Here is a 25,951-nt window from a genome sequence, read left to right on the forward strand (position 1 = left end):
GCCAGCGTTCGTCCTGAGCCAAGATCAAACTCTCCATAAAAGTAAGTTTGAAATAAGATTAACACCGTTAATCTTATACAATTGTCTTAGCTTGTTTCATTTATCGTCAGCTTTCATAATAGAAAGGCTGACCTTCCGAAGAAACACGGAGGTGTTTCTTCGTCTCTTGACATACGAGTTGTTTTGTTCAGTTTTCAAGGAGCAAATTTTTCCGTCAACCAAAATGGCGACTTTTATAATATAGCACACTTCCGAATGGGAAGTCAATAGCTTTTTTAAAAAACTTTTAAATTGTTTCCAAACTGTTTTGCGCTGTTTTTAACAACGTTTTTAACTATACCACGGCATTTTGTTAAAGTCAACGATCTTTTTACTTTTTTGAAAATGTTTTTAACTACCTAATGATCCAAAGGGAAACCAATAGTCTTTCGTGCGTTTAACAATGAAGAATCTATCCATTATCATCTTTATATTTCACATTAATATACATTAAATATTTAAAATAAAAAAAGAAGACTTTTCAAAGCCTCGTTGAATGGCTTACAGTCTTCTTTTTTCTCTTTATTTATTTCTCATTTGTGGGAATAACAGTACATCACGAATGGACGGTGCATTAGTTAATAACATAACAAGACGATCAATACCTATTCCTAATCCCCCGGTAGGTGGCATTCCGTATTCAAGAGACTCCAGAAAGTCTTCATCCATTAAATGCGCTTCATCATTACCTTCTGCTCTTTCTTGCATCTGGGCTTCAAACCGTTCGCGCTGATCAATAGGGTCATTTAATTCACTAAATGCATTCGCGTGCTCACGGCCAACAATGAATAGCTCAAACCGATCTGTAAAGCGACGATCCTCTTTATTCATTTTAGCTAACGGAGATATTTCGACAGGATGTCCATAAATAAATGTTGGCTGGATCAGCTTTTCTTCTACCTTTTGCTCGAAAAACTCATTTACAATATGACCAAATGTCATCGTATCCGTAATATCTACCCCATGCTCTTTTGCTAAGGCTCTTGCCTCATCATCTTGAATATCCTTCCAAAAGTCTACACCTGTATGCTCTTTTACCGCATCTACCATATGCAATCTTTTCCACCTTGGTTCTAAATCCACTTCATAATCGCCATACGTAATCGTCGTTTTGCCTCTTACCTCTTTAGCAATGTGGGCAATGACATTTTCCGTTAGCTCCATAATATCATTAAAGTCTGCATATGCTTCATACAGCTCAATCATTGTGAATTCCGGATTGTGTCTAGTAGATACCCCTTCATTACGAAACACTCTGCCGATTTCATAAACTTTTTCCAGCCCGCCGACAATTAGACGCTTTAAGTGCAATTCAATTGCGATTCGCATATACAATGGGATGTCCAAAGCATTATGGTGCGTTTCGAAAGGCCGTGCAGAAGCGCCACCTGGTATCGCATGCATCATGGGTGTTTCTACCTCTAGGAAACCTTGATCATCCAAGTAACGTCTCATCGACTGAATAATCTTGCTTCGCATTACAAAAGTTTCTCGACTATCTAGATTTGTAATTAAGTCAAGGTAACGTTGACGATAGCGTTGCTCAATATCTTTCAAGCCATGGTACTTTTCTGGTAAAGGGCGCAATGATTTGGTTAGTAATTCAAATTCGTTCACTTGGACTGAAAGCTCACCGACATTTGTTTTAAATACGAGCCCTGTAACACCAACAATATCCCCAATATCAATTGTTTTAAATATTTCGTATGCTGCTTCGCCTATTTCATCCTTTCTTACGTACAGTTGAATCTGCCCGCTTGAATCTTGAATATGAGCAAAGCCGACTTTCCCTTTTCCACGCTTTGTCATTACTCTCCCAGCAATTGTTGCTTGAACCGCTTTTTCTGCCAGCTCCTCTTTAGAAAACGCCTCATACCCTTCGTGCAATTCAGCTGCTAGGTGTGTTCGTAAAAATCTCCCGCCAAACGGATCAAGACCTTGTTCTTTATGTGCAGCCAACTTCTCCCGTCGCACCCTCATATGTTCATTTAATTCTTCTGACACTACTCATCACTCCGTTATTTATTTGTCCTAATATATTCCTATCATACACAAAAAAGGAACTAGAATTCCATCCAGCTTCCACGATTACATCTTTTAGAACGTTTGTTACAGCTTCCAATCATTAGCATAATCAAACAAAACCGATTGTAAACATTCTGCTTTACCCTTTCTACAAAAGGCATTACAACAATAGAAGTTAATTGTTTTCACAATCGCAAACCTTCCCCTAATCGTATAGATAGGGTAATCGGTAAAATATAGACTATAGCTGCTTTTGAAGACCTCCCGCTCGCCTCTATCTCATCATGTTCGGTAAATTCCCACCTTAGCATCTTCGGCAACCAAAAAACTACTTTAACTACGACCAAACAAGGCTTCCTCTCTGCTTCCTAACTGCAAACATTTTATTCGACGTATTGCGTAAAAATGAGCTGCGAATATATTCTATTTTAGAACCCACTTATTGCTTCTGAATTATTTTAACATGCTATCGAAACAATATCGATTGAATATGCGTATCATTATTTATTTTGTTGAACTTTTCTTTTCCCATAACACTATACCATCTATTTCTTCTTGCGGATTTTTTTCCAATAAGGCCTTTACTTCTATATTAAAGCCAGGAACGATGGCATCGGCAGCAATTTCATTTAATGGGACAAGTACAAAAGCACGTTCATGCATGCGGGGATGTGGAATAACTAAATGCTCGGCTTGTGTCTTTTCCTGATTGTAAAGCAAGATATCGAGATCGATCGTTCGTGGCCCGTTGCGAATCGTTCGTTTCCTTCCTAACCGTTGTTCAATTGCTTGGCATTGATCCAATAACTCATTCGGCGACAAATCCGTAGTAACCTTTATTACCATGTTTAAAAAATCGGCTTGATCTAAATAGCCGACAGGGGCTGTTTCATAAATAGAAGATTTTCTTTCTAATTGAATTGTACGATTATTTAAAAGTGCATTGATTGCTTCGTCAATGTATGAAGCACGTGGCTCGATATTTGTACCAAGTGCTATAAATGCTTCGTTCATTTCTCTCTCCCCCTAAATATCTCAACAGCTACCGACTCGTAATGTCCGACAATTGGAGGATCTGGTTTAATAACCTTGACGGTACAAGCGTCTAATAATTCAAACGTCTTCAATAATTGCTCAGCGATCGCTTCCGCTACTGCTTCAATTAAATGATAAGATTTACCTTCCACTATATGCTGTACAATTTCAAACGCATGTCCGTAATCAATGGAATCCTTCATATTATCGGTTGTACCAGCCTTTTTTAAGTCAACGTGCAATACAACGTCTACGTTGAATCGCTGTCCTAATTTATTCTCCTCGGAGAATAAACCGTGGTATCCATAAAACTGCATACGATTCAAATAAATTTTATCCATCTGTCACTTTTCCTTTCAACATTGCATCCATCATTCTTGCTAGTTCATAATGCATCTGAACGTTATGAACGCGCACAATGTGCACACCTTTTGCAATTCCTAAACAAGTCGTCGCACCCGTCCCGTTATCACGAGCTTCAGCTGGAACATCCAATACATGACCAATAAAGGATTTGCGTGAAGTCCCAAGCAAAAGTGGGTAGCCGAGGGCCACCAATTCCTCTAAGCCATTCATTACTTGTAAATTATGCTCCATCGTTTTTGCAAAGCCGATACCTGGATCAAGGATAATGTTATCTCGCCTAACACCTGCCTCAATCGCCATTTGGATGCTGCGCTGCAAATCTGCTTGCATATCACCAAGCAGCGATTCATACTTTTGATCCATGCGATTGTGCATTAAAATAATAGGAACTTCATACGTTGCAGCAACTGCAGCCATTTCAGGGTCAGCTTTCGCTCCCCATATATCATTAATTATGTCCGCACCCGCTTCAATTGCATGCCGAGCTGTTTCAGCCTTATACGTATCAATAGAAATCGGGACATTGACTTGCTTTTTGACTGCTTCTATTACAGGTAGCACCCGGGCTAATTCCTCAGTCACCGTGACTTTCTCATGACCAGGACGAGTGGATTCGCCACCGATATCAATAATGTCTGCCCCTTGGGATTCCATCTTTCGTGCTTGCTTCACGGCATCATCTATGTTTACATAGCTGCCCCCATCCGAAAAAGAATCGGGCGTTACATTTAATATCCCCATAATATGGGTTCTGCTACGTAGATTGAATGTTTTCGTTCGTGTTTTCAGTTGCATGAAAAACCCTTCTTCCAATCTGTAATATGTAAAAGATGTTATTGTCTATCGTATCATAAATGGAGCAAGAAAATGCCTTTTTTGCTACCCTAGCTTAATCGATACTCGTATCGATTAAGCTTTCTCTACTATACTAACGAACTTTTACAACGACCAACTTACATGATGGACAACTTAATAATAAAAAAGATGTACGCTTCCGTTTATTAATGGAGGAGTACATCTTTTTATCGTCATGTTTTTTCTATTATTCTTCTTCGTCAAATTGATAAAGTGGAGTAGACAAATATCTTTCTCCGTTATCTGGTAAAATCGCCAACACTTTTTTGCCTTTACCTAGCTTTTTTGCCGCCTTTTTTGCTGCAGCAATTGCTGCCCCTGCTGAAATACCACCTAATATCCCTTCTGCTCTAGCGACTTCTCTGGAAGTTGTAAATGCTTCTTCATTGGAAATCGGTAATATTTCATCGTATATTTCTGTGTCTAATACTTTTGGTATAAAATTAGCCCCAATTCCTTGAATTTTATGTGGGCCAGGCTTCTTGCCGGACAAAATTGCTGAATCCTCTGGTTCAACTGCAAAAATGGTTATGTCTTTAAAATGCGACTTAAGCACTTTTCCAGCCCCTGTAATCGTTCCTCCTGTACCGATGCCAGCTACAAACCCATCAAGTCCATCCTTCATTTGCTCAATAATTTCTTTACCGGTCGTACGCTCGTGCATTTTAGGGTTTGCTTCGTTGTTAAATTGCTGTGGCATAAAATAGCCGTGTGTTTCTTTAAGCTCCACTGCTTTATCAACAGCGCCTTTCATTCCTTCCGAACCAGGTGTTAGAACGATTTCTGCACCATAGGCACGAAGTAAGTTCCGGCGTTCTTTACTCATCGTTTCTGGCATTGTAACAATCAGCTTATATCCTTTAGCGGCAGATACCATTGCTAATCCAATTCCTGTATTCCCGCTAGTAGGCTCCACAATTGTATCGCCTTCCGTCAAATCGCCCGCTTCCTCTGCCGCTTCAATCATCGCTAGTGCAATGCGGTCTTTTACAGAGCTTCCCGGATTCATAAATTCTAATTTCACATAAATATCCGCACTTTCCGAATCACCCGTATGATTTAGCTTAACAATCGGTGTCTGCCCAATTAATTGTGCAACATTATTTGTTACCTTCAATGTAAACACGCCTCCAATTCCTAGTAAACTTATAGGATTTATTAATTATTAATGTACGCTGTTTTTTTCATTTTGTCAATGTTTTTTCTAAAATAAAAAACAAGATCGGTTATGATTATCCATACCACATCTTGTTTTTATTATTCATATACCCAATCCACTTCAAACGCATCCCATAAAGGAGCAGCATCCAATGTTTGTCCCTGTTTCTTTAAAGCTAATTCATTTTGAATATACGGGGCAATTTCTTCATAAGTAAACGATATTTCAGAAATGTGCCGGTGCAGATAAATAATTGCTGCTTCGGTTCCTAGCGAAATTGGTGAGCTATATGTGTTTTCTTTTATTTTTTCTATTTCCTCTTTGTAGCTTGCGGGGAGATGTATGCTTGAAACATCAATATAACCCATATATCCCCCGTTCGTTTTCGTATCTGCATCATTAGAAAACTCCAAAGCTAGCAAAGGAAAGGAAGCGCCTTGCTCTAGCTCATCATGAACTTGCTCAGCAATTTCCATATTATCGAGTACAATATGAGAAAGCTGTGCAGATTCTGGAAAGTTGTATTGGTTTGCATATTGCTCATAATACGCTCTTACTTCCTTTTCAGGTATGCGCGCGTAGTCCTTTGCTAATAAAGCCTCTAGCTCATAACGGTATACGATGTCTGCATGCCACTTTTTTTCAGCAGCTTCTCTTTCTTTATTTGTTAACACACCTTGCGTTGTCATTATATTCGCTAATTCACGATCAATGATTTTACGGTCGATTTTAATATTGCTTTCGTTAGCTAATTGATGAACAATAGAATGGTTAATTAGTTTTTTTAATTCCATTTTCCCATAACTATTCCGTAGTCCTTCCATCCATTGTTCATAGGTAATACGATCTTTTCCGATCGTTGCTACTGTATCTTTCCGTGTAATTGTTTTTTCTGTATTTTCCAACGTAATGTTTTCGCTTTTTTTCCAAAGCAATAGTGTAACAATGTTTAATACAATTAATATTAGAACGATACTTAACAGTAATTTTTTAGGCATACGCTCGCTTCCCCTCGGGCAACCTAGTTTATTTAATTATGCTTCAACGCTTCTAGTTCCTTTTCTGTAAGCTGATATACTTCATTACAAAAGTGACACGTCGCTTCCGCACCATGATCTTCTTTTATCATTTTCTCTATCTCTGCTGCGCCAAGACCGATAATCGCATTCTCAACTCTCTCTTTTGAGCATTTACAGCGAAAAACAACAGGAGCTTGTTCGTGAACGATCACTTCTTCGTCTTTAAATAGAAGCTCCAACATTTGTTCGGGTGTATATCCTTTTTCTATTAATGTAGAGATAGCTGGGAATTGTTCAATTTGCTTTTCCAAGCTTGTAATAACATCATCGGTTGCCCCAGGCATTAATTGAACAATAAAACCACCCGCAGCCAAGACAGTATGATCCGGATTTACGAGCACACCTGCACCAACTGCCGAGGGTACTTGCTCGGAATTTGCAAAGTAATACGTAAAGTCTTCGCTAATTTCACCTGAAACGATCGGTACTTGGCCAGTAAAGTAATCCTTTAAGCCTAAATCCTTTACAACACTTATATATCCTTCTGTGCCGACTGCACGTCGAACATCTAGCTTACCTTTTTCGTTTAATTCAAAGTCAACATGCGGATTGATCACATAACCCCGTACTTCGCCTTTCGCATTGGCCTCTGAAATGATTGCTCCAATCGGTCCGTTCCCTTCTACCTTTATCGTCAGTGAATGCTCGTTCTTTAGCATTGCTCCCATTAGCGCAGATATTGTTAACGTACGTCCTAAGGCAGCTGAAGCAGTTGCCCACGTATCTTGTCTTCTTTGCGCTTCTTTTACCATTTGTGTTGAGACACATGCATATGCCCGTACCATACCTGCATAAGCCGTAGTTTTAATTAAGTAATCTATCATCTATATACTCCTTTATTTTTGCATGTTTTTTTCATAAATTAAATACAATCCCTTTAACGTTAGATGAGGATCAACAACATCCACTGTTTCGGCTTCATTCGCAATCAAAGCAGCAAGTCCGCCTGTCGCTATGACTTTTGGTTGATTGCCCATCTGTTTTTTAACTCGCGTTACAATCCCATCCACTTGCGATACATACCCGTAAAAAACACCCGATTGCATCGCTTCCACAGTTGAAGTTCCCACGACATGGTCTGGTTTTTGTATTTCAATTTTTGGTAGCTTGGAAGCTTTTTGATACATTGCTTCCATCGAAATTTTTATACCAGGTGAAATAATCCCCCCACAGTATTCTCCTTCTTCATTAATGGAGCAATACGTAGTTGCCGTTCCAAAATCAATTATAATTAAAGGAGCGCCATACTTATCTATTGCGCCAACCGCATTAACAATTCGGTCTGCGCCTATTTCGTCTGGATTCGGATACTTCATTTCTAAAGATGATTTTACGTCTTTCTTTCCAATGATTAACGGCTGTATTCCAAAGTACAATGCACACATTTTTTCTAAAGCGAGCATAATCGGCGGTACAACTGATGAGATGATAATTCCTTTTATAGCAGATAATTCAATGCCACGATGCTCAAACAAAGACTTAATTAATATGCCGAACTCATCTTCCGTCTTATATCGATCCGTTTTAATGCGCCATTCATGCGTTAACTCTCCATGTTCAAAAACACCGAGTACGGTATTTGTATTACCAGTATCAAGTACAAATATCATGATTACCAGACCTTCCTCACCTTAATCTACCATATATACTTCATAAATATACCACAATTTAATTTAATATAGAAAGCTTGGCTAATTGGATTGCTGTAATGCATGACGGATTGATTTCCTACATAATTAATCGATCTACGATTATTTAAAGACGATTAGATCTCTAAAAAGTTGTTTAACTATTTCCTATATTCAAGTATAATTAGTTCTTATTAACTATAAATAACTAGATGGATTGCATTAATCTCAACTGGAAAGGCTTCCTCTCTATGAAAAACCGAAAAAGTAATTGGGTATTATTTGGATTATTCTTCATTTGGTTTATCATTTTTATATTATTTTCTTATTCACATCCTCGGTCATTGCTCCAAGATGACATACACTTAAAAGAAGGCCAAGTTATACTTACGAACGAAATGCTTTCTTCTAACGGGCAAGTTACTTTAAGTGGAGAGTGGACGTTTTATTGGGATCAACAATTAAGTGATGCACAAATTGCCTCAGGTGACAATAATTCAAATATAGTAAGTGTGCCAGATGTATGGACACGCTATACACATAATGGAAAAAGACTGCCTGGTTTCGGGCATGGTACATATCATTTGAAAATATTCGTCGAAAACCCGGGGATGTATGGTATTAAAATCCCCACTTTGTCAACAGCATCGAGTGTGTATATTGACGATCAGCTGATTTATCAAAGTGGCGTAGCAGGAACAAATGCTGAACAAACATCCGCCCAGTATAAAAGCGGCCTCGTGTTGTTTGAGGTAAAAGATACGGAATTTGATTTAATTATTCATATCTCGAACTATTTGTACGCTAGAGGTGGCATGTGGTACGCACTCGATTTTGGTACTGCGAATCAACTAGCCCAAATATATGCAAACGAAAAAAGTACGGATTTATTTATATTAGGTAGTGTTTTAATCATTAGTATTTATCATTTAATACTATTCACTATGCGAATCAAGCAAAAAGAATATTTGTTATTCGGATTAGGCTCTTTATTCGTTGCAATTCGAATGCTGATAATTGAACACGTCTATCTCGTTGATATTTTATCAGGCGTCAATGTTTGGTGGTTCGTATTTTTTGAATACTTGACATATTATGCAGGCATTCCCTTGCTTCTAATGTATTTTTATTTGTTATACCCAAAGGAATTCTCCTTACGCTTTATTAAAATTGTAACGGTAGTTAGCTCACTTTTTGTATTGACTACAATTGTATTACCTGTTCATGTCTTTACTCAATTTATTTATGGGTATCACTTTGTACTAATAATTGTGCTCTTCGTTCTACTGCATAATATATTTAAAACCGTTCGCCACAAACGGGATGGTTCGGGGATACAGCTCATAGCAATTTTAACGTTTGGCATTACGATGATTCATGACGTTTTATACAATTTAAATTGGTTACAAATTTTTAATAGACAAATTGTGCCACTCGGTATGTTTACGTTAATTTTTTTTCAAGCTGTTTTGATTGCACGCCGGTTTTCAACAGTCTATCACGATATGGAGAAGGCTACAGAACAGTTGCTGCTAGCAGATAAAGAGAAGGATACCTTCCTATCAAATACAGCACATGAACTGAAAACACCTCTCCACGGAATAATTAATATAAGCGATTCCCTACTAGAGGATAATACGAACTTAACAAGCAAACAAAAGCAACATCTAAAATTGGTTACTTCTGTCGCTCGACAAATGTCAAACCTTGTACAGGATATTTTGGATTTCGATCGATTTAATCAAGGGCGGCTAAAGCTTAATAAAAAAGTAACTGATTTGACAAAGATTGTGACAACAAATCTCGATATACTTCACGCATTAAAATATGATGACCGTGTAAAACTGAATGTAGAAATAGAGCCGAACCTCCCAAAAGTAAATGTTGACGAAGCGCGTATCCTGCAAGTTTTATATAACTTAATTGGTAATGCCTTCAAATTCACGATTACCGGTACGGTTACGATTAAGGTTCACAAAGAACGGCCCTTTATCGTAGTCGAAATAATAGACACAGGGCAAGGAATTCCAGAAGATAAGCTCTCTACAATCTTTGATCGGTATGAACAAGCACATGTCCATTATGCATTAAACAAGCAAGGATCGGGGCTTGGGATTGGAATAGCTAAACAAATAATTGACCTGCACGGCGGGAAGATAACGATTGAATCACAAGTTAATAAAGGAACAATTGTCCGCTTTACTTTGCCTATTCGTAATATTGAAGAAGCGAATAAGGCAATACTCGAGACAACCAGACACCCGTTTGATTCACAATCCATCAACATAAACAAAAACTACGATAAAAGGCAATTACACACAACCTATACACTATTAGTTGTAGACGATGAACCTATCAATTTGCAAGTTATAGATCATATGTTTAGCAGTGCGCCTTATAAATTAATTAAAGCACGAAATGGAGACGAAGCGTTACAAATTATTATGAATCGCAAAGATTTAGATTTAATAATATTAGACGTAATGATGCCCGGGATATCCGGGTATGAAGTGACAAAAAGAATACGTCAAAGTTATTCATTAGTTGAGCTGCCAATACTGCTTATTACTGTTAATAACCGAACGGAGGATTTCTTGGCTGGCTTTGAAGCTGGAGCGAATGATTATATAACCAAACCATTTTACTCACAAGAAATGAAAGCGCGGGTGCAGACATTACTAGAATTGAAGAATTCGGTTGAACAGGCGTTAGATTCCGAGGTATTATCCTTACAAGCACAAATCAAACCACATTTTTTATTTAATGCTTTAAATATTATTTCTTCCGTCATTGCAACTGAACCATTAAAAGCAAACGATCTGTTGTTATCTCTGGCAGATTATATGCGTGCCAAATTTGACTTTCATAATCGCGATAAATGGATTCATATTGATGATGAAATGGATTTTTTACAGTCTTATTTAATCATTGAAAAAGCAAGATTTGAAGAGCGACTTACTATACAGTATGAACTCGATGAGCATTTAGATTTTGAAATACCACCGTTTCTTATTCAGCCCTTAGTTGAAAATGCTGTTCGCCACGGGGTAAATAAAAATAAAGAAGGCGGCACTGTAAAAATAATAATAAAAAAAGAACACAAAGGATATCGAATTACGGTTTCAGACGATGGCATAGGAATGTCCAAAACGAAAGTCAATCGCCTATTAAATGAACAATATGTTTCCAAAAAACAAGGTATTGGTATACAAAACATACAAGGTAGATTAAAACGGTTATTCGGATGTGCGTTAGAAATAGAGAGCGAAATAGGTAAGGGGACCGTTTTCCGAATGTTAATCCCAGAAAGGAATGACAAACGAGATGCACGTGCTAATAGTTGATGATGAGCGATTAGCCGTTCAAAATTTAAAAAACATATTAAAAAATCACCAAGGAATACATAAGGAAAACATTCACGAATACACTTCACCGTCAGAAGCATTACAATTTACTTCAAAACATCAGATAGACGTCGCTTTTCTTGATATTGAAATGGCAGAGCTAAACGGATTAGTCGTTGCGGAAAAGATGAAAGAACAACAGCCAGAAATAGAAATAGTATTTGTAACAGCTTTTCAAGAATATGCAATTGAAGCATTTGAATTACATGCGTTAGACTATTTATTGAAACCTGTTAGACCAAATCGTCTATTAAAAACATTAGCGCGCATCATAAAACGCGTAAATAAACATTCAGATGAAAGTCAAATACCATTAAAAACAAAAATTTGTTTATTCGGTAATTTGGATATTTATAATCAGCAAGGCGAATTATTGGAAATCAAGTGGCGATCGGGTAAGTTAAAGGAGTTATTTTCATTATTAATGCAATATAGAAATCGCTTCATTTCAAAATATGAAATTATTGACTTACTCTGGTACGCATTTTCTGATAAAAAGGCTGCGACACATTTACATACAACGATCTACCGGCTTAGACAGTTAATCTATCAACATCAGCTCGATATTAAAATAATTTATCAAAACAACGCTTACCAAGTTAAACTTAGTGAAACGGTTGATGTCGATGTTGATATTTGGCTTCAGCATTTAAAAGAGAATCCAAACGTGAATGAGCATAACGTGGAATCGTGCATTAATAAACTAAAGATATATCGTGGCCGTTACTTGGAAAACTTAGATTTTATATGGTCAGAAGTAGAACAAGCACATTTAAGTACATTGTACGAGAAGCACGTATTTAAAATAGCAACCTGTTTAATAGATCTAAAGCGGTATGAAGAGGCAATAGCTTTATATGAACCGTTCATATACAAGCTTTCATACGATGATAAAACTGTAATTACTCTGTTTGATTTATATAAACAACAAAACAATACGCAAGCTATCGAAAAATTATATCAAACAATTAATAATGTATATAATGATGAGTTAAACGTACCTAAAAATGCTGAAATAGAAAATTGGTATCAAACATGGAAATACAGCCGTTAAGCTTTCACATGCTCCGATCATTCCATCTAAATAGATGAGCGATCGGAGTTTTTTTGTTTAATCGACGATTTACTTACTCCTCTATATAACAGAGCGTTTTTATTTCTATTAAGTTGCGCGATAAATGAAAGACGCTTAATTAAAGCTTCTACTCGCATAGAGCAGCACAAACCTAAAATGACAAATTTAAATTATTGAAAGAACCTTACATAAGCTATTTCACCGCAACCTTTTCAGTCACTTTTCAGATTTTTTGCAATAATGCTTTGTTATGTTCAGTAACTGTTCAGCGGTGTATATTATACTTTTTAACAGGTCGTCGATGTTTGTCATTTTTGGAAATATTATGTAATAAAAACACCATACAAGGAGAGTGAAAGCTTTATGTCGTTAAAAGAATCTAAAATTAAGCTCGTTCATAAACAACTAAGCGTTATCATGGCTATTTGTTTGCTCTTTTCGTTTATGCCACCTAAGAAAACGGAGGCAGCAGCAGTACAGCCAATTTCTATTGCACAAGGAGATACAAGTTTAGGATTTAACAATGGGTTTGACCAATCGTTTTGGAGTGTTGGCGATGATGCTGTGATGAACAGCTCAGGGGGCATATTGACACCCGCATCCGGAGGAAAAAAAGGATATATGTATTTTAAAGATAGCCTTCATTTACAAGAGAACTTATCCTTTAATACTAAATTTTCCTTTAAAATTAATAACACCGGTAACACTGGTGGTGACGGATTAGCATTTGTTATGCAAACAAACAGTAATACTGCTGGAGGGTATGGCGAAGGGTTAGGGTACAGTGGAATATCGCCTAGTTTAGCAGTTGAAATAGATACGTATTATAATTCAAGTGCAAATGATCCATATAAATCTGGAGATAACTCTAGTCACATCGCAATTACACTAAATGGCGACTATAAAGAACATTTAGCTCTCAAGGATCTTTACAGTGATGAAAACATATTATTAGATTACACAAATAAAACATATTCCGTTTGGATTGATTATAATGGAAATAAAATGGATGTATATTTTGCCGAAGATGAGACGGGAAATGCAAACAAGCCTACGCAAACCGCATTATCTTATAATGTAAACTTAGGCGAAGTATTTGGATCGGTTTCAGATGTATTTGTTGGTTTTTCAGCTTCGACAGGATGGGCATATTCAAAGCATGAAATACGTGGTGTTTTGTTTGACAGTTCATACAGTGATCGTGGCTTAGAACCAAATGAACATTACAAACAAGAAACGAAGCCGAATGCTCCTTCACCTTTACAAGTAACAAAGGATCATAATTCAGCATATGAGGTGACTCCAGAGCCAGGATCGTACGTCTTTTATGAAAACGAAAATGATGTAAAATCAATTCATTCAGGAAATAGCTTCTTGATTGATGCAGCAATGAATACAGATGGAAAAAAGTATTACTATACTTTAGTAAAAAATGGGATACAGAGTGAACGTTCTCCAATTGAAGTTACGGTAGTACCTGTTCCAGAGCCTGCTGTTTATCCATTGACAGTAAATAGCGGAAGTGGCGCGGGCGCGTATGAAGCAGGGAAAAACATCACCATTGAAGCAAACCAAGCACCAGAAGGAAAGCAGTTTAAAAGATGGATTGTAATGAGCGAAACAGTTGCATTGGAAAACAGTCAATCTGCGACGACGAGCTTTATCATGCCGGAAGAAGCGGTTGAAATTACAGCTATTTATGAAGACATCCCACTACCGACTTATAAAGTGACGGTTAACAACGGATCGGAAAACGGTGCGTATGAAGCAGGGAAAAACGTCACCATTGAAGCAGACCAAGCGCCAGAAGGTAAGCAGTTTAAAGGATGGATTGTAATCAGCGGAACAGTTGCATTGGAAAATAGCCAGTCAGCGATGACAAGCTTTATCATGCCGGAAGAAGCGGTTGAAATTACGGCTATTTATGAAGACATCCCAACCGTTGATAACGGACATATATCGAAAGAGGCAAAAAATGCTGATGGTGCACCAAAAATAAAATTAAATAATGATACGGATCAATTAAAGAATATATTGTTAACAGATCAAGAAAAAGAAAGAATGAAAAACAGTGAAGATGTCAAAATCCAGCTCATGATATCTGATATTGACAATACAATTAGTAAAGAGGAAAAACAATTAATCGAAAATGCTTTAAATGGTTATAAAGTTGCACAATACTTAGATATCTCTTTATTTAAGCTCATTGGAAACGACAACCCGATCTCAGTTACTAAAGTGAGTAATATGATCCAGATAACGATCGACATCCCTGAATACATGCTGTCAGAAGGAAGCTCCACCAATCGTGAGTTTATGATTGTGAAGGTTCATGACGGGAAGTTACAAGTTCTAAAAGACATTAATACTAATGACAAGACGATAACATTCGAAACGGATGAGTTTTCTACTTACTCTATTATTTATGCGGATAAAGATACCACTTCTTCGAATGAGGAAAGTACTCAGGAAGAGAAAAGTGACTTGACGGAGGATAATGAACAAACGATTACACAATCAACAAAAGATGATAATAGCAACAAAGATGACCAGGAAGGTAAGCTACCTAATACATCAACTTCCATGGCAAACATTATGTTAACCGGATTGATTCTCTCGATGATTGGCGGGCTGTTATTCTTATTGAATCGAAAAAGAGTGTTTATTAAAAAGTAGATTTTGCATCAATTAATTCATAGCAAACATTTTAAAAAAGATGTGATTCTGTTTATAGGAATCACGTCTTTTTTTACACTCTTTTGGATTGGTTAGGTATATAAAAAACCGGTACATGACTGTTAATACATAACTCGGTTAAGGAACGAAATAAGAAAGACCTAGCAACAGTGCTGTAGAACTGATATGTCGCTCAATGCGAATCATAATCGCTAACAAAACTAAAGACAGAAAAACGGTTGTACAATATATAGCGTCGCTTATGGGTCCAGCACTGAAGTGTGTGCACTAAGGCTATTAGCCCCCTTTAAGCTGACTGGAACGAAAAGTCGACGGACTCCTGCGGAAATAACACGTGTCCGAAGATCACTGTAACGACTCGGATAGAGGAGCTACAGAAGCTAAGACAGTAACCGCGGAAAGCCTGTCGGTTGTAGTGCAAGTCAGCTAAATCAGAGCGCAAGCTTCCATGTTTAGTTCTACTTCATGATTAGGTATTCATGGACTTAATACATTTCACCAACGTCATTTGACAAAGAACCGAAAAAACAGCCTCCGTTCAAACTCTTGGAGGCTGTTTCAATTAATACCGATACTTATTCTTTTTTATCATCTGCTTCCGGCTCTTGCTCGGATGCATCATCATCATGCTTACTTTTATAGTCGTCTTCTGCTTTTTGTTTTACTTCTTCATACGATTTTGGATTTGCTTTGTTTTCAGCTTCTTCTTTAGAATTAATGTTTACTTTAACATCACTTTCTGCTTCTTGGGACGCGTCTTCTGACGTAGTCTCGCTAGTATCCTCCGAAACAGACTGTACGGGCATTATCCCTTTATCAAACAAAGATTTAATTTGTTCAGCATCGAGTGTTTCTACTTCAAGCAAAGTTTTCGCAATCAATTCTAACTTATCCTTATTATCTGTTAGAATCTGCTTGGCGCGGTCGTAACAATAATTAACAATGCTTTGCATTTCTTGATCAATTTCGTGTGCAATTGCATCGCTATAATTTTGTTCACTATGAAGATCTCTTCCTAAGAACGGATCTCCACCGCCACCGCTAAATTGCGTTGGGCCAATCTTTTTACTCATACCGAATTCTGTAACCATTTTATTGGCGATGTTCGTAGCACGCTGAAAATCATTTGACGCTCCAGTACTTACATTACCTTCTCCAAAGATCAACTCTTCAGCTACACGCCCGCCTAATAATCCGGTAATCTTATCAAATAGTTCAGGCTTCGTAACAATGTAACGGTCTTCTTTCGGTAGCATAACCGCATACCCACCAGCCTGACCACGTGGGACGATCGTAACTTTATGTACCGTATCTGCATCGTCTAAAACCATACCAATTACAGTGTGCCCACTTTCGTGATAAGCTACAATCTGTCTTTCTTTTTCGGAAATCACTCTGCTTTTCTTTGCTGGACCTGCGATTACACGGTCAATTGCTTCGTCAACTTCAAGCATCGTTATTACTTTTTTATCATGACGAGCTGCTACAAGTGCAGCTTCATTTAATAAGTTTTCTAAATCTGCACCAGAAAATCCTGGTGTACGCATTGCAATTGTTTTAATATTTACATCTTCTGCGAGTGGTTTGTTTCGAGCATGTACGTTTAAAACAGCCTCTCTACCTTTAACATCCGGTCGATCAACGGTAATTTGTCGATCAAAACGACCTGGTCGCAATAAGGCAGGGTCAAGAATGTCGGGACGGTTCGTTGCAGCAATCATTATGATTCCTTCATTTTCACCAAACCCATCCATCTCCACAAGCAACTGGTTTAGCGTTTGTTCACGCTCATCGTGACCGCCACCTAAGCCTGCGCCTCGCTGTCTACCAACAGCATCTATCTCATCAATAAATATGATACATGGGGCGTTTTTCTTGGCGTTTTCAAATAAATCACGTACACGTGATGCACCAACACCTACAAACATTTCAACAAAATCAGATCCACTAATCGAGAAAAACGGTGTGCCTGCTTCACCGGCAACTGCACGGGCAAGCAATGTTTTACCTGTACCTGGAGGCCCTACAAGTAGGACACCCTTCGGAATACGGGCACCAACCTTAGAAAATTTGCGTGGATCTTTTAAAAATTCAACAACTTCCACAAGCTCTTGCTTCTCTTCATCTGCACCAGCGACATCGTCAAAGCGAACCTTTTCCTTTTCATCATTATATAATTTCGCTTTGCTTTTCCCAAAATTCATTACGCGGCCACCACCGCCACCGCCTTGGGCACGAGTGAAAATAAAAAAGAAAATTAACCCGATAATTAAAAACGGAAGCATCATAGTAAGGAAGTTGACAAATGCACTAGGTTGTTCTTCCTGTGCAACTTTTAATACACTTTGTTCTGTCGCCTGATTATAAATCGAAGCAACAATGTCTGTGTTTTCTGGAACCTGTGTAATAAAAGGCTGCTTATCCTTTTCTAACGTACCAGTAATACGAATTATTTTATTTTTTGGTTCCATTGTCATTTCTGCAATTTCACCGTTATTTAACGCTTGCATAAATTCCTTCACGTTAAATTCTTCTGCTTGATCATTTTGTCCTTTAAATAATTGAATTACACCAATCAGAACTAAAAAGACAAGTGTGTAAAAGACGATATTTCGAAACGTCCGATTCATTGCCTACCTCCTCTCAAGCGAGAAAAACTACAACCAATAGTACCATAGTAAAAACCGTTAATACAACTAATTTCACTTAATAAAAAGCTTTTCTTTTCCTCTTGTATAACTTTATGCGATAAACGATTAAAATTTGTTAGATATTTTCCCATTTTAAACGAAATTACGATTCTTCTCCTCCATATATTTCAGGTTTTAAAATACCGATATACGGTAAATTACGGTACTTTTGGTTATAATCCAGTCCATAGCCGACGACAAATTCATTAGGCACTTGAAATCCTACAAGGTCTGCTTTAATATTAGCCGTTCGTCCCTCTGGCTTATCCAATAGCGTAACTATTTTAACAGAATTGGCTTTCCGGTATTTAAACAGATCAACCAAATACTCTAAAGTTAACCCACTGTCAATTATATCTTCTATAATTAACAAGTCACGTCCTTCAACCTTTGTGTCTAAATCTTTAACTATTTTAACTTCACCAGATGAACGTGTGCCACTGCCGTAGCTGGACACATCCATAAAGTCCATTTCCAAATGCGTATTTATGTAGCGGAGTACGTCAGACATAAAAGGCATTGCACCTTTAAGAACTCCGATTGCCAACGGAAATTTACCTTCGTATTCTTTTGTCAATTGCTCGCCAATTTCTGCACATTTTGCACGAATCGCTTCTTCAGAAAATAACACCTTTTCTATATCGTTATGCATTTTGAATCCTCCTATGTTTACTTACTTTCTGTAACTACCACTTCAATATATGGCGAATTTTCGACTTTTGCATTTGGATCCGCTTTCTGTAAGCCAACGACCCATAAAATCTCATCTGCGGCATCTGTTACTAACATCTGACGATCGCGTTCTTTACGAGGGATTTTTCGATCAATAAATAAATCCTTTAGCTTCTTACTGCCGTTTAAGCCTCGTAATCGCAGCCGATCCCCAGCCTTTCTTGTACGAACAATTAATGGCAGCTGAATTGCAGCCGCACTGCATATATATGTATTGTTGCCTTTTTCCTCTCGCCGATTCGTAAATCGAGTCGACAGCTTTTCTCCATTTGGTAATACAACATCTCCGGGTACGCGTAGCTCCTTTACGTAGGGGGTAGATGCAAATGTTTGGCTTGTTTTTGAAAAGTAAAAGACAATTTGCTCGTACACTTTCTCGATTTTTAATCGACGGGGGAAATCCAGCTCTACATTGCTTTCCTTTGTCTCCAGCAGCGTGAAAAATATGTCTTCATGTACATAGGATAAATGAGCTGGCACTTCACTGTATAGATAGTTTAATATTAGATGAAAGGCTCTCCTTTGTAAAGAACGGTCATACTTTTTAAATGACTCAATTGGAAAATTTGCGTGTGCGTAATTTTCGTTAAATACCACAGCTTCTTCTACAAGTTTTTTTGCTTCCTTTTGCAAAAAGGATTCGTCCATTTGAAGCGTTTCGCTTAGCCGTTGTATCGTTTGGTGTATGTTCGGGTTACGCTCCTTAATTAACGGTATAACACGCTTTCGTAAATAATTTCTCGTATATGCAGTATCCTCATTTGATGGATCGATACGTGGGAAAATTGCGTTTTTCTTACAATACTGTAAAATAGCATCTTTCGTAATACACAAAAACGGTCGTACAATGTGGCCGGCTCCAAACGGTCGCTTTATCGGTATCCCTAAAACGGAGTTTGAGCCTGCTGAACGCATCCACTCCATTAACATTGTTTCTACTTGATCATCGGCATGATGTCCTAGCACTAAAAAATCGGCATTGAATTGTTCCATTTTTTGCTTAAAAATAGGGTAGCGTAAATTCCTTGCCGCTACTTGCGTGCTCACTTTGTACTTTTTCTTATACGACTGAACGTCAACGGAGGCTTTCTCGAATGGTATTTCCCATTGCTTGCACATTCGTTCAACGTATATTAAGTCCTGCTTCGATTCCTCCCCTCTTAATTGATGGTCAACAGATATAGCAATAATATGTATGTTCCACTCCGTTTGAATAGAATAATAGAAGTGTAAAAGCGCCATTGAATCCGGTCCTCCAGAAACACCGAGGAGAACCGTTGCGTTTCTATGTAGTAACTGATGTTTCTCCATAAAAGCTCGTACGTCTTGTCTCATTATATACCCTTCTCACTAATGGAAATATGCACAATACTAGTTAATACTATTCTATAATATATGTCGCTATTATGGTAGTAGAAGAGAAGATACATAATAGCCGGCAGCAATGAGGGTTACAAGGAATGATTCAATTAAAATGCTTTTCTCTCCATCGGCTACAGCTTGTGTAGACCTTTTTTTCCGTTGAACGATCATTGTCGCCAATTCGTGCTTCATCTCTGCACTCGACGTATATTTTCCTACAATAGCATTTTTCAATACATACCGATATGGCACGAGTGCTTTTACACGATCGATTTTAGAAAATAAAGTTTGCTGAGGTGTACGTGTTTTCTGAAAAAGATTCGGATAAAAAATAGCAATAAACACCATAGCAAACGAAAACAAATCATAGCTTGGCTCTGCTTTTCGTGAACCTAGATTCCAGTACCCACGATCATAGAACTCTGTAAACTCTTTAATTGACCTGCCTATTTGTGTTGTTCCACCTACATCGACAAATCGTGCTTTGTGAGGAATGTTATCTATTAAAATATTGTCGAGCTTCAAATCTCCGAAAACCCACCCAGCTTGGTGCAGCCGTTCTAGACTTTCTAGTAGTTGAAGCATAAATACGCCGATCCACTGTTCGCCATTTTTTTCAATATAACGATCCAACCGCTCGCCCTCTATATACTCCATAACATAAAAAGAGTAGGTTCTCCCCCACGGCGCCACCCAATCATCCACATCCAATAAAAAAGGCCCTAGATGCGTATCTCGGACCTTCTGCAGCGATTTCAGTACATTTACTTCTACGGTCATCGAAGTTCCTTGTTCACTAATCTTTAGCGCTGCCTTCATTCCGTTTATCGTGCATAAGTAGACGGAACCGATTGCTCCCGTACCTAGTTTTCTTTTTATTTTATACGTTTTATGATACCATTTTCCGGTTATTTTCGTACCAGATGGAACATCAATACCACGATTCTTCCACTTCGGCTTCTTCGTCATCTTTAAAACTCCTTAGCAAGCTCTTCTTACCGAACTGAAACATTGCTTCTTTGATTGCAGGGCCCGTTGGCGTAATTCCTCCACTAGACAGCTTTGGAAATAAGGTTGAAATGGCATCAAGCTTCGGTGACCAGTTCAATACCTTTTCTACGTCTTTTCTTTTGCCTGGAAAACGAAATATAGAGAATTTATTTCTCCCTATGCGCGCATTTAAACTGATTGACAAGTCAATTAATGCTTCCCTTACCGTTTCAAGCTTGTCATGCATACTTGCACTTGTATCCACAAGTACGAGCACTTCTAAATTACACGTTTCACCCATATCTTCTACAACTTCCATTACCTCACCGCGTTTTTCCGGCTCAAGATCGGTTAATTCCTGTTCTTGACCAAGTATTTGACGCAGCTCCTTATTCACGAATCCTTGAATCGTTTGTGTCATTGCTTGCTTCGTTACCATTTGCACCGTTTCTGCTAAAGACTCCTTATATACAATTTGACTTACGCCCCCACCTGAAAGCGCGATTTCCTCTACTTCTTGCAGACCTTCTGGTTCTTCTGATTCATCGTCTAAAATACCAATTACATTGACAGTAATTCCTTGCTCATACGCAATTGCTGCTGTTACTGCCGGATCCTCTCCCTTATTCGAGCAACCATCTGTAATTAATAAAATTTGTCGTAATGTTCCTTTTTTCATTTAAAACCCTCCTAGCTTCCACTAGCATCATCATCACCAAACTGGGGAAAATGTATACATGGAAACAAGAGGTATTCTCGGTCATCATAGCGCTTCGCCGTGTGTATACTGTGGAATTGTTGCCCACTTCGGAGTGTTTTTTTCAACCTTTGCTACGAGTACAGTCATATCGTCTTCAATTGCACCGCTCTTCGTACGGATCACTTCTTCTAATAACAAATCTGCAATTTCCTGTGGTTCGTTCGTTTTCATCTCTCTAATTTTGCGTTTTAACCAAATATCCGTATTTTCGATATGCTTCGGAGCTTCAAAAATACCGTCACTCATCATAATTAAAAAGTCTCCCGCTTTTAACTGCTCTCCAACAATGTCAACATCAAATTCTCGAATAATCCCCATCGGTAAATTTCCCGATTCAATCGTTTTAATCTTCTCACCGCGCTTTATAAAGCTAGGCGTTGATCCTATTTTTAAACAACGTACCGCAGCGTTATGTAAGTTAATTACCGCCAAATCTAACGTAGCAAACATTTCATCCGTTGTACGTAATGTTAATATCGAATTAATCGACTTAATCGCTACCTTTTCTGGGATTCCAGTTTGTAAAATTTGCTGAAGCAGTCGTAATGTTTCCTCACTCTCTTCTCTTGCTCTCTTTCCATTCCCCATTCCATCACTAATTGCAAGCGCATATTTTCCTTCACCAATTTCCATCGTTGTATAGCTATCCCCTGATACGAGACCTCCTCCCTTCGCGGCATGGGAAACACCTGTCTCAATAACATATTCTTTTGCTGAGCCGAACGATAAAAAGCAAGGGCCATTTGGATAAGGAGAAATCTCTTCCTCTTTTACAATAATCATTTCGCTTAAAATGTCGGACAAAACAGGAGCAATTAGCTTCGCACCTTCCCCGCGATACTCCTCAAACTGAACCGTCATTTCGATGTCGACATCGCCTTTTTCTAACTGATAAATATCAATCTTTTCTAAATAGATTCCCATGCTTTTTAATGCGCTTACAATTTCCGTTTCCTGTTGCTCATGCTGCTCTCTTTCTTTTAATATCTCTTTAGCAAAATCATCCATCACTTCTGAAACACCTTGAAGCTGATCCGCTACGAGTCGTTTGCTCTCCGTAACTTGTTTTTTTAATTTTTGATTTGCATCAAAAAACGACATTTCCTCTTTCATTGCTTCCATTACTTTTGTAGATTTCACACAATAATTTCCAAACTCTCGTACAAGCTTATGACCAGGCTCGTTACCGTCTGTCATACTATCCTTTAAGCTTTCCATAATTGAATAGGTTTGATCGAATTGCTTCTGCCAACAACGTTCCTTCATAAAACATTTTTGACACGTCCGTTCTGTTACTTGACTTAAAAAATAATCTGTTTCCTTTCGCGCACTTAGCTCTGCTTGCATTGCATCACTTTCAGTTGTTTGAAAGCTTTTCGATAACGCTTCAAATACATTTGAAAACTGCACTACTCGTTTAGCTGTCACATTTCGAACCTTTTGCAAATATTGCTCCTGTTCATTGGAATATTCCTCTGTACCTGGAATATATCTAGCTATTCGATTAAACCAGCTTGCAGGAGTTGAAAAAAATAGAACGATTGCCGTAAATGATTCAATTATTGAGGCGGTTAAAGCCGACGCATCCCCATATATGCCGACTAGAAATGTCCCTACTAATAACCCGACACTTACACCTATTTTTTTCCCTTCTTTTAACAATCCACCTAACAGCCCCGAGAAAGCGAGTAAACTCATCTGATATAAATTCGCTACGTTCGCAAGTGATAAGATTAAACCAGTCACTACACCTACTGTTGATCCGATGGCTGCACCACCTACAAAAGACAATAATAGGACGAAGTAACGGGAGAAAACTTGTTCCAATGATGCGCCATATATTTCCCAACCAATTGTTCCGGTCAAGATCGAAGCAATTAAAATAATAACACAAACAATTTCTTCATTTTTTAATGTACGTTTGTATTTTCGTGGTGATATTAGCGGAATACTTTGCATAAATATTAATACGAGAACAGCACCCAAGACACCCTCGACTAAAATAAGCATCCAATCGTAGGAGGAAAGCGGACGATTAACAGAATACAAAAAGAGCCTCGGCGCCAATGTGGATAGAAATACAAACAAAGGAATTTTTACTTGATTGTTGTTCACATTTTGAAATAACTTTGCGAGGAATAAGTAAACAACGATTGCCAGCCCTAGGAAAATACCTTGATGTATGGAATAGGTAAACGCACCTGCTAAAATTGCAAGTACAACTTTTGCTGCTCTTTTTTTATGTACAACCCAGATCGTTGCAAGTAAGGCTACCGCAAACGGAGAAACTACGGACAAAATGACCGCTCGTCCTAACAAAAAGCCTACAATATAAAAAAGCCAACCTCTTTCTAGTAAAACAGCCTTGAGCTGCATGTACATCCATTTACGTAGCTTGGACGACAGACTCCTCTCCATAGCAAACGGCTTTTTCTTTAATTCAGGTACGGAATTCATCATATTAACCCGGCCTCCCTCTCTTCTTCGTAATTAAATCACATAGATAGTCTCTTTTTTGTCAAAACAAGGGGGCGAGCTCTATAAATCGTTCGACTTGATTAGAATGGGACAAACACTGTTCTACACGTTTTAACAGCCTTGGATGAACGAAAGAATAGTCATCAAAGGACTAATAATCAACCCAACCATTATGCCACTCGTATTCGGCAACGTTTTCTTTTTATGCATAGTTTGTAACTTTATCACGTAAATTTATGCTTACCGACAAAGTTTACGTTTAGTCACGTATTTATTTGATTCAAAAACGTTTGGCATTATCCTTGCTTTCCGGGGTTACCGTCTCAGCTTCTATGGCTCCTCGTCTCTGAGTCGTTACAGGAATCTTCGGACTCGTTCTGTTCTCCACGGAGTCTGCGGGTATTTCCTACGTCGTTAACGAAACGAATCTGACAAAGAGCCTAAAAAGATAAAATAACTTATACAAAACGGATGTTTTTCAAGATTGTAAAGATCTACAAATACGTAACTCCATCCAAATAAGAAATTTGTTTGACACAAGTCATCCTTTGTTGTATGATATTTTCTGTTGTTCCATTTTTGGCGGTGTAGCTCAGCTGGCGAGAGCGCACGGTTCATACCCGTGAGGTCGGGGGTTCGATCCCCTCCGCCGCTATATCAATATTTGATTACGAAAAAAGCAGAAAGCCATTTTTAAAAATGACTTTCTGCTTTTTTTATTTATGAATTCATATAATAGAGCATTCTATTCATAGACAGCAAACTGCTATCCTCTTTTAGCACCTCGACCTCCGCGTCTTGATTCCGTGTGCTTCTTTAAAGAGGCTAAACGGTCTTCCGAATCTTTTAAGAAACGGTTCATTTTTGATTCGAAATTCTCCACGCGTTCACGCGGATTGCGTTGACGTACCGGTTTCTCTTTAGCCTTTTTAATAGACAGGCCAATTTTACCATCTTTTTCAACATTAATGACTTTAACTTTAATTTCCTCGCCAACACTTAAGTGCTCATTAATGTCCTTCACGTAATTGTCGGCAACCTCACTAATGTGGACGAGGCCCGTTGTTCCTTTATCGAGCTCTACAAATGCTCCAAAGTTAGTGATACCTGTTACCTTTCCTTGCAATTTGCTGCCTACTTCAATTGACATAAAAAAAATGCTCCTCCTTGGATATTTTAATCGTTCTATTTATAGTATAGCTAAATAGATGAAAGTGTGTCAATAAGAGCCGTCCTCATTTGTGATTTTAAAAATAAGTTCGCCTTTTTTAGAAAAGAAATAGTTTGTCCGAGCAATTTCTAATACATATTCTTCATCATTTAATAGATCAATCTCTTCCTGCAAATTCTTCTCCTCTTTTTTCAAGGCAGCGAGCTCTTCTTCTAACTGTTCATATTGCTCTTTCTTTTCAGCATGAAGGATACGTTGCTTCACATGGTATGTAGCCAACATACTTATAGCTAGTACGGCAACGATGAAAAACAACGCTAATCTACGAATAAGTCGCTGCTTTTTCTTTTTTTGTCTTTCCATATAAACATCATATTGCTGCATATAGTTTGACTTTATTTTCGCA

The 25,951-nt window shown here is 38.0% G+C and carries 19 protein-coding genes and 1 tRNA gene; 4 read left to right on the top strand and 16 right to left on the bottom strand.

From position 1 onward, the window contains the following. Positions 1-561: 561 nt before the first annotated feature. The 8 genes from lysS to ACLIBH_RS09530 all read right to left on the bottom strand — a co-directional run bounded on the left by lysS (position 562) and on the right by ACLIBH_RS09530 (position 8,168). The gene (gene lysS / locus ACLIBH_RS09495) at positions 562-2,043 is read right to left on the bottom strand and encodes a lysine--tRNA ligase (protein ID WP_439316471.1); all 1,482 of its coding nucleotides are present in this window, start codon (positions 2,041-2,043) and stop codon (positions 562-564) included. A gap of 525 nt (positions 2,044-2,568) precedes the next feature. Further along, positions 2,569-3,078, bottom strand: a complete 510-nt coding sequence (gene folK / locus ACLIBH_RS09500; RefSeq protein WP_439316472.1) for a 2-amino-4-hydroxy-6-hydroxymethyldihydropteridine diphosphokinase — start codon at positions 3,076-3,078, stop codon at positions 2,569-2,571. After that, complete coding sequence (gene folB / locus ACLIBH_RS09505) at positions 3,075-3,440, bottom strand: dihydroneopterin aldolase (protein ID WP_439316473.1); 366 nt, start codon at positions 3,438-3,440, stop codon at positions 3,075-3,077. The genes folK and folB overlap by 4 nt, the downstream gene beginning before the upstream one ends. Beyond that, positions 3,433-4,260, bottom strand: coding sequence for a dihydropteroate synthase (gene folP, locus ACLIBH_RS09510; RefSeq protein ID WP_439316474.1), 828 nt, complete (start codon positions 4,258-4,260; stop codon positions 3,433-3,435). Before folP ends, folB begins: the two co-directional genes overlap by 8 nt. A 247-nt stretch (positions 4,261-4,507) precedes the next feature. Beyond that, on the bottom strand, positions 4,508-5,437 hold the full coding sequence (gene cysK / locus ACLIBH_RS09515; RefSeq protein WP_439316475.1) for a cysteine synthase A: 930 nt from the start codon (positions 5,435-5,437) through the stop codon (positions 4,508-4,510). A gap of 140 nt (positions 5,438-5,577) precedes the next feature. Beyond that, on the bottom strand, positions 5,578-6,477 hold the full coding sequence (locus ACLIBH_RS09520; RefSeq protein WP_439316476.1) for a peptidylprolyl isomerase: 900 nt from the start codon (positions 6,475-6,477) through the stop codon (positions 5,578-5,580). A 32-nt stretch (positions 6,478-6,509) separates the two neighbouring features. Continuing rightward, positions 6,510-7,382: an Hsp33 family molecular chaperone HslO gene (hslO, locus tag ACLIBH_RS09525; protein WP_439316477.1), complete on the bottom strand. Its 873-nt coding sequence runs from the start codon at positions 7,380-7,382 to the stop codon at positions 6,510-6,512. A 12-nt stretch (positions 7,383-7,394) separates the two neighbouring features. Beyond that, the gene (locus tag ACLIBH_RS09530; RefSeq protein ID WP_439316478.1) at positions 7,395-8,168 is read right to left on the bottom strand and encodes a type III pantothenate kinase; all 774 of its coding nucleotides are present in this window, start codon (positions 8,166-8,168) and stop codon (positions 7,395-7,397) included. A gap of 269 nt (positions 8,169-8,437) precedes the next feature. Between ACLIBH_RS09530 and ACLIBH_RS09535 the strand changes: the two genes are divergently transcribed. The 3 genes from ACLIBH_RS09535 to ACLIBH_RS09545 all read left to right on the top strand — a co-directional run bounded on the left by ACLIBH_RS09535 (position 8,438) and on the right by ACLIBH_RS09545 (position 15,341). After that, complete coding sequence (locus ACLIBH_RS09535) at positions 8,438-11,530, top strand: ATP-binding protein (RefSeq protein WP_439316479.1); 3,093 nt, start codon at positions 8,438-8,440, stop codon at positions 11,528-11,530. Next, positions 11,511-12,644 carry a response regulator gene (locus ACLIBH_RS09540; RefSeq protein WP_439316480.1) on the top strand — a complete coding sequence of 378 codons (1,134 nt, stop codon included), beginning with the start codon at positions 11,511-11,513 and terminating at the stop codon, positions 12,642-12,644. Before ACLIBH_RS09535 ends, ACLIBH_RS09540 begins: the two co-directional genes overlap by 20 nt. Positions 12,645-13,028: 384 nt before the next feature. After that, positions 13,029-15,341 (top strand): lectin-like domain-containing protein, encoded by a 2,313-nt coding sequence (locus ACLIBH_RS09545; protein ID WP_439316481.1) that lies wholly within the window; start codon positions 13,029-13,031, stop codon positions 15,339-15,341. Between the two features lie 596 nt (positions 15,342-15,937). Here ACLIBH_RS09545 and ftsH read toward each other — a convergent pair. The 6 genes from ftsH to spoIIE form a co-directional block, all read right to left on the bottom strand. Continuing rightward, on the bottom strand, positions 15,938-17,992 hold the full coding sequence (ftsH, locus tag ACLIBH_RS09550; protein ID WP_439316482.1) for an ATP-dependent zinc metalloprotease FtsH: 2,055 nt from the start codon (positions 17,990-17,992) through the stop codon (positions 15,938-15,940). A 163-nt stretch (positions 17,993-18,155) separates the two neighbouring features. Continuing rightward, positions 18,156-18,704: a hypoxanthine phosphoribosyltransferase gene (hpt, locus tag ACLIBH_RS09555; protein WP_439316483.1), complete on the bottom strand. Its 549-nt coding sequence runs from the start codon at positions 18,702-18,704 to the stop codon at positions 18,156-18,158. 17 nt (positions 18,705-18,721) lie between these two features. After that, positions 18,722-20,119 (bottom strand): tRNA lysidine(34) synthetase TilS, encoded by a 1,398-nt coding sequence (tilS, locus tag ACLIBH_RS09560; protein WP_439316484.1) that lies wholly within the window; start codon positions 20,117-20,119, stop codon positions 18,722-18,724. A 69-nt stretch (positions 20,120-20,188) separates the two neighbouring features. Continuing rightward, positions 20,189-21,115, bottom strand: coding sequence for a protein kinase domain-containing protein (locus ACLIBH_RS09565; RefSeq protein WP_439316485.1), 927 nt, complete (start codon positions 21,113-21,115; stop codon positions 20,189-20,191). After that, complete coding sequence (locus ACLIBH_RS09570) at positions 21,078-21,815, bottom strand: hypothetical protein (protein WP_439316486.1); 738 nt, start codon at positions 21,813-21,815, stop codon at positions 21,078-21,080. Before ACLIBH_RS09570 ends, ACLIBH_RS09565 begins: the two co-directional genes overlap by 38 nt. A gap of 84 nt (positions 21,816-21,899) precedes the next feature. Then, on the bottom strand, positions 21,900-24,356 hold the full coding sequence (gene spoIIE / locus ACLIBH_RS09575) for a stage II sporulation protein E (protein WP_439316487.1): 2,457 nt from the start codon (positions 24,354-24,356) through the stop codon (positions 21,900-21,902). A 599-nt stretch (positions 24,357-24,955) separates the two neighbouring features. Here spoIIE and ACLIBH_RS09580 point away from each other — a divergent pair. Then, positions 24,956-25,029 (top strand) — tRNA-Met (locus ACLIBH_RS09580). Positions 25,030-25,140: 111 nt separating this feature from the next. On the opposite strand, the gene ACLIBH_RS09585 is transcribed toward ACLIBH_RS09580, so the two are convergent. Then, a complete protein-coding gene (locus ACLIBH_RS09585) occupies positions 25,141-25,524 on the bottom strand; it encodes a S1 domain-containing RNA-binding protein (protein ID WP_439316488.1) in 384 nt (127 codons plus the stop codon). Between the two features lie 69 nt (positions 25,525-25,593). Then, positions 25,594-25,929: an FtsB family cell division protein gene (locus tag ACLIBH_RS09590; RefSeq protein ID WP_439316522.1), complete on the bottom strand. Its 336-nt coding sequence runs from the start codon at positions 25,927-25,929 to the stop codon at positions 25,594-25,596. Positions 25,930-25,951 lie beyond the last annotated feature (22 nt).

Origin of the sequence: Virgibacillus sp. W0430, assembly GCF_051846935.1 — a bacterium.
Classification (GTDB): Bacteria; Bacillota; Bacilli; order Bacillales; family Amphibacillaceae; genus JBPYCR01.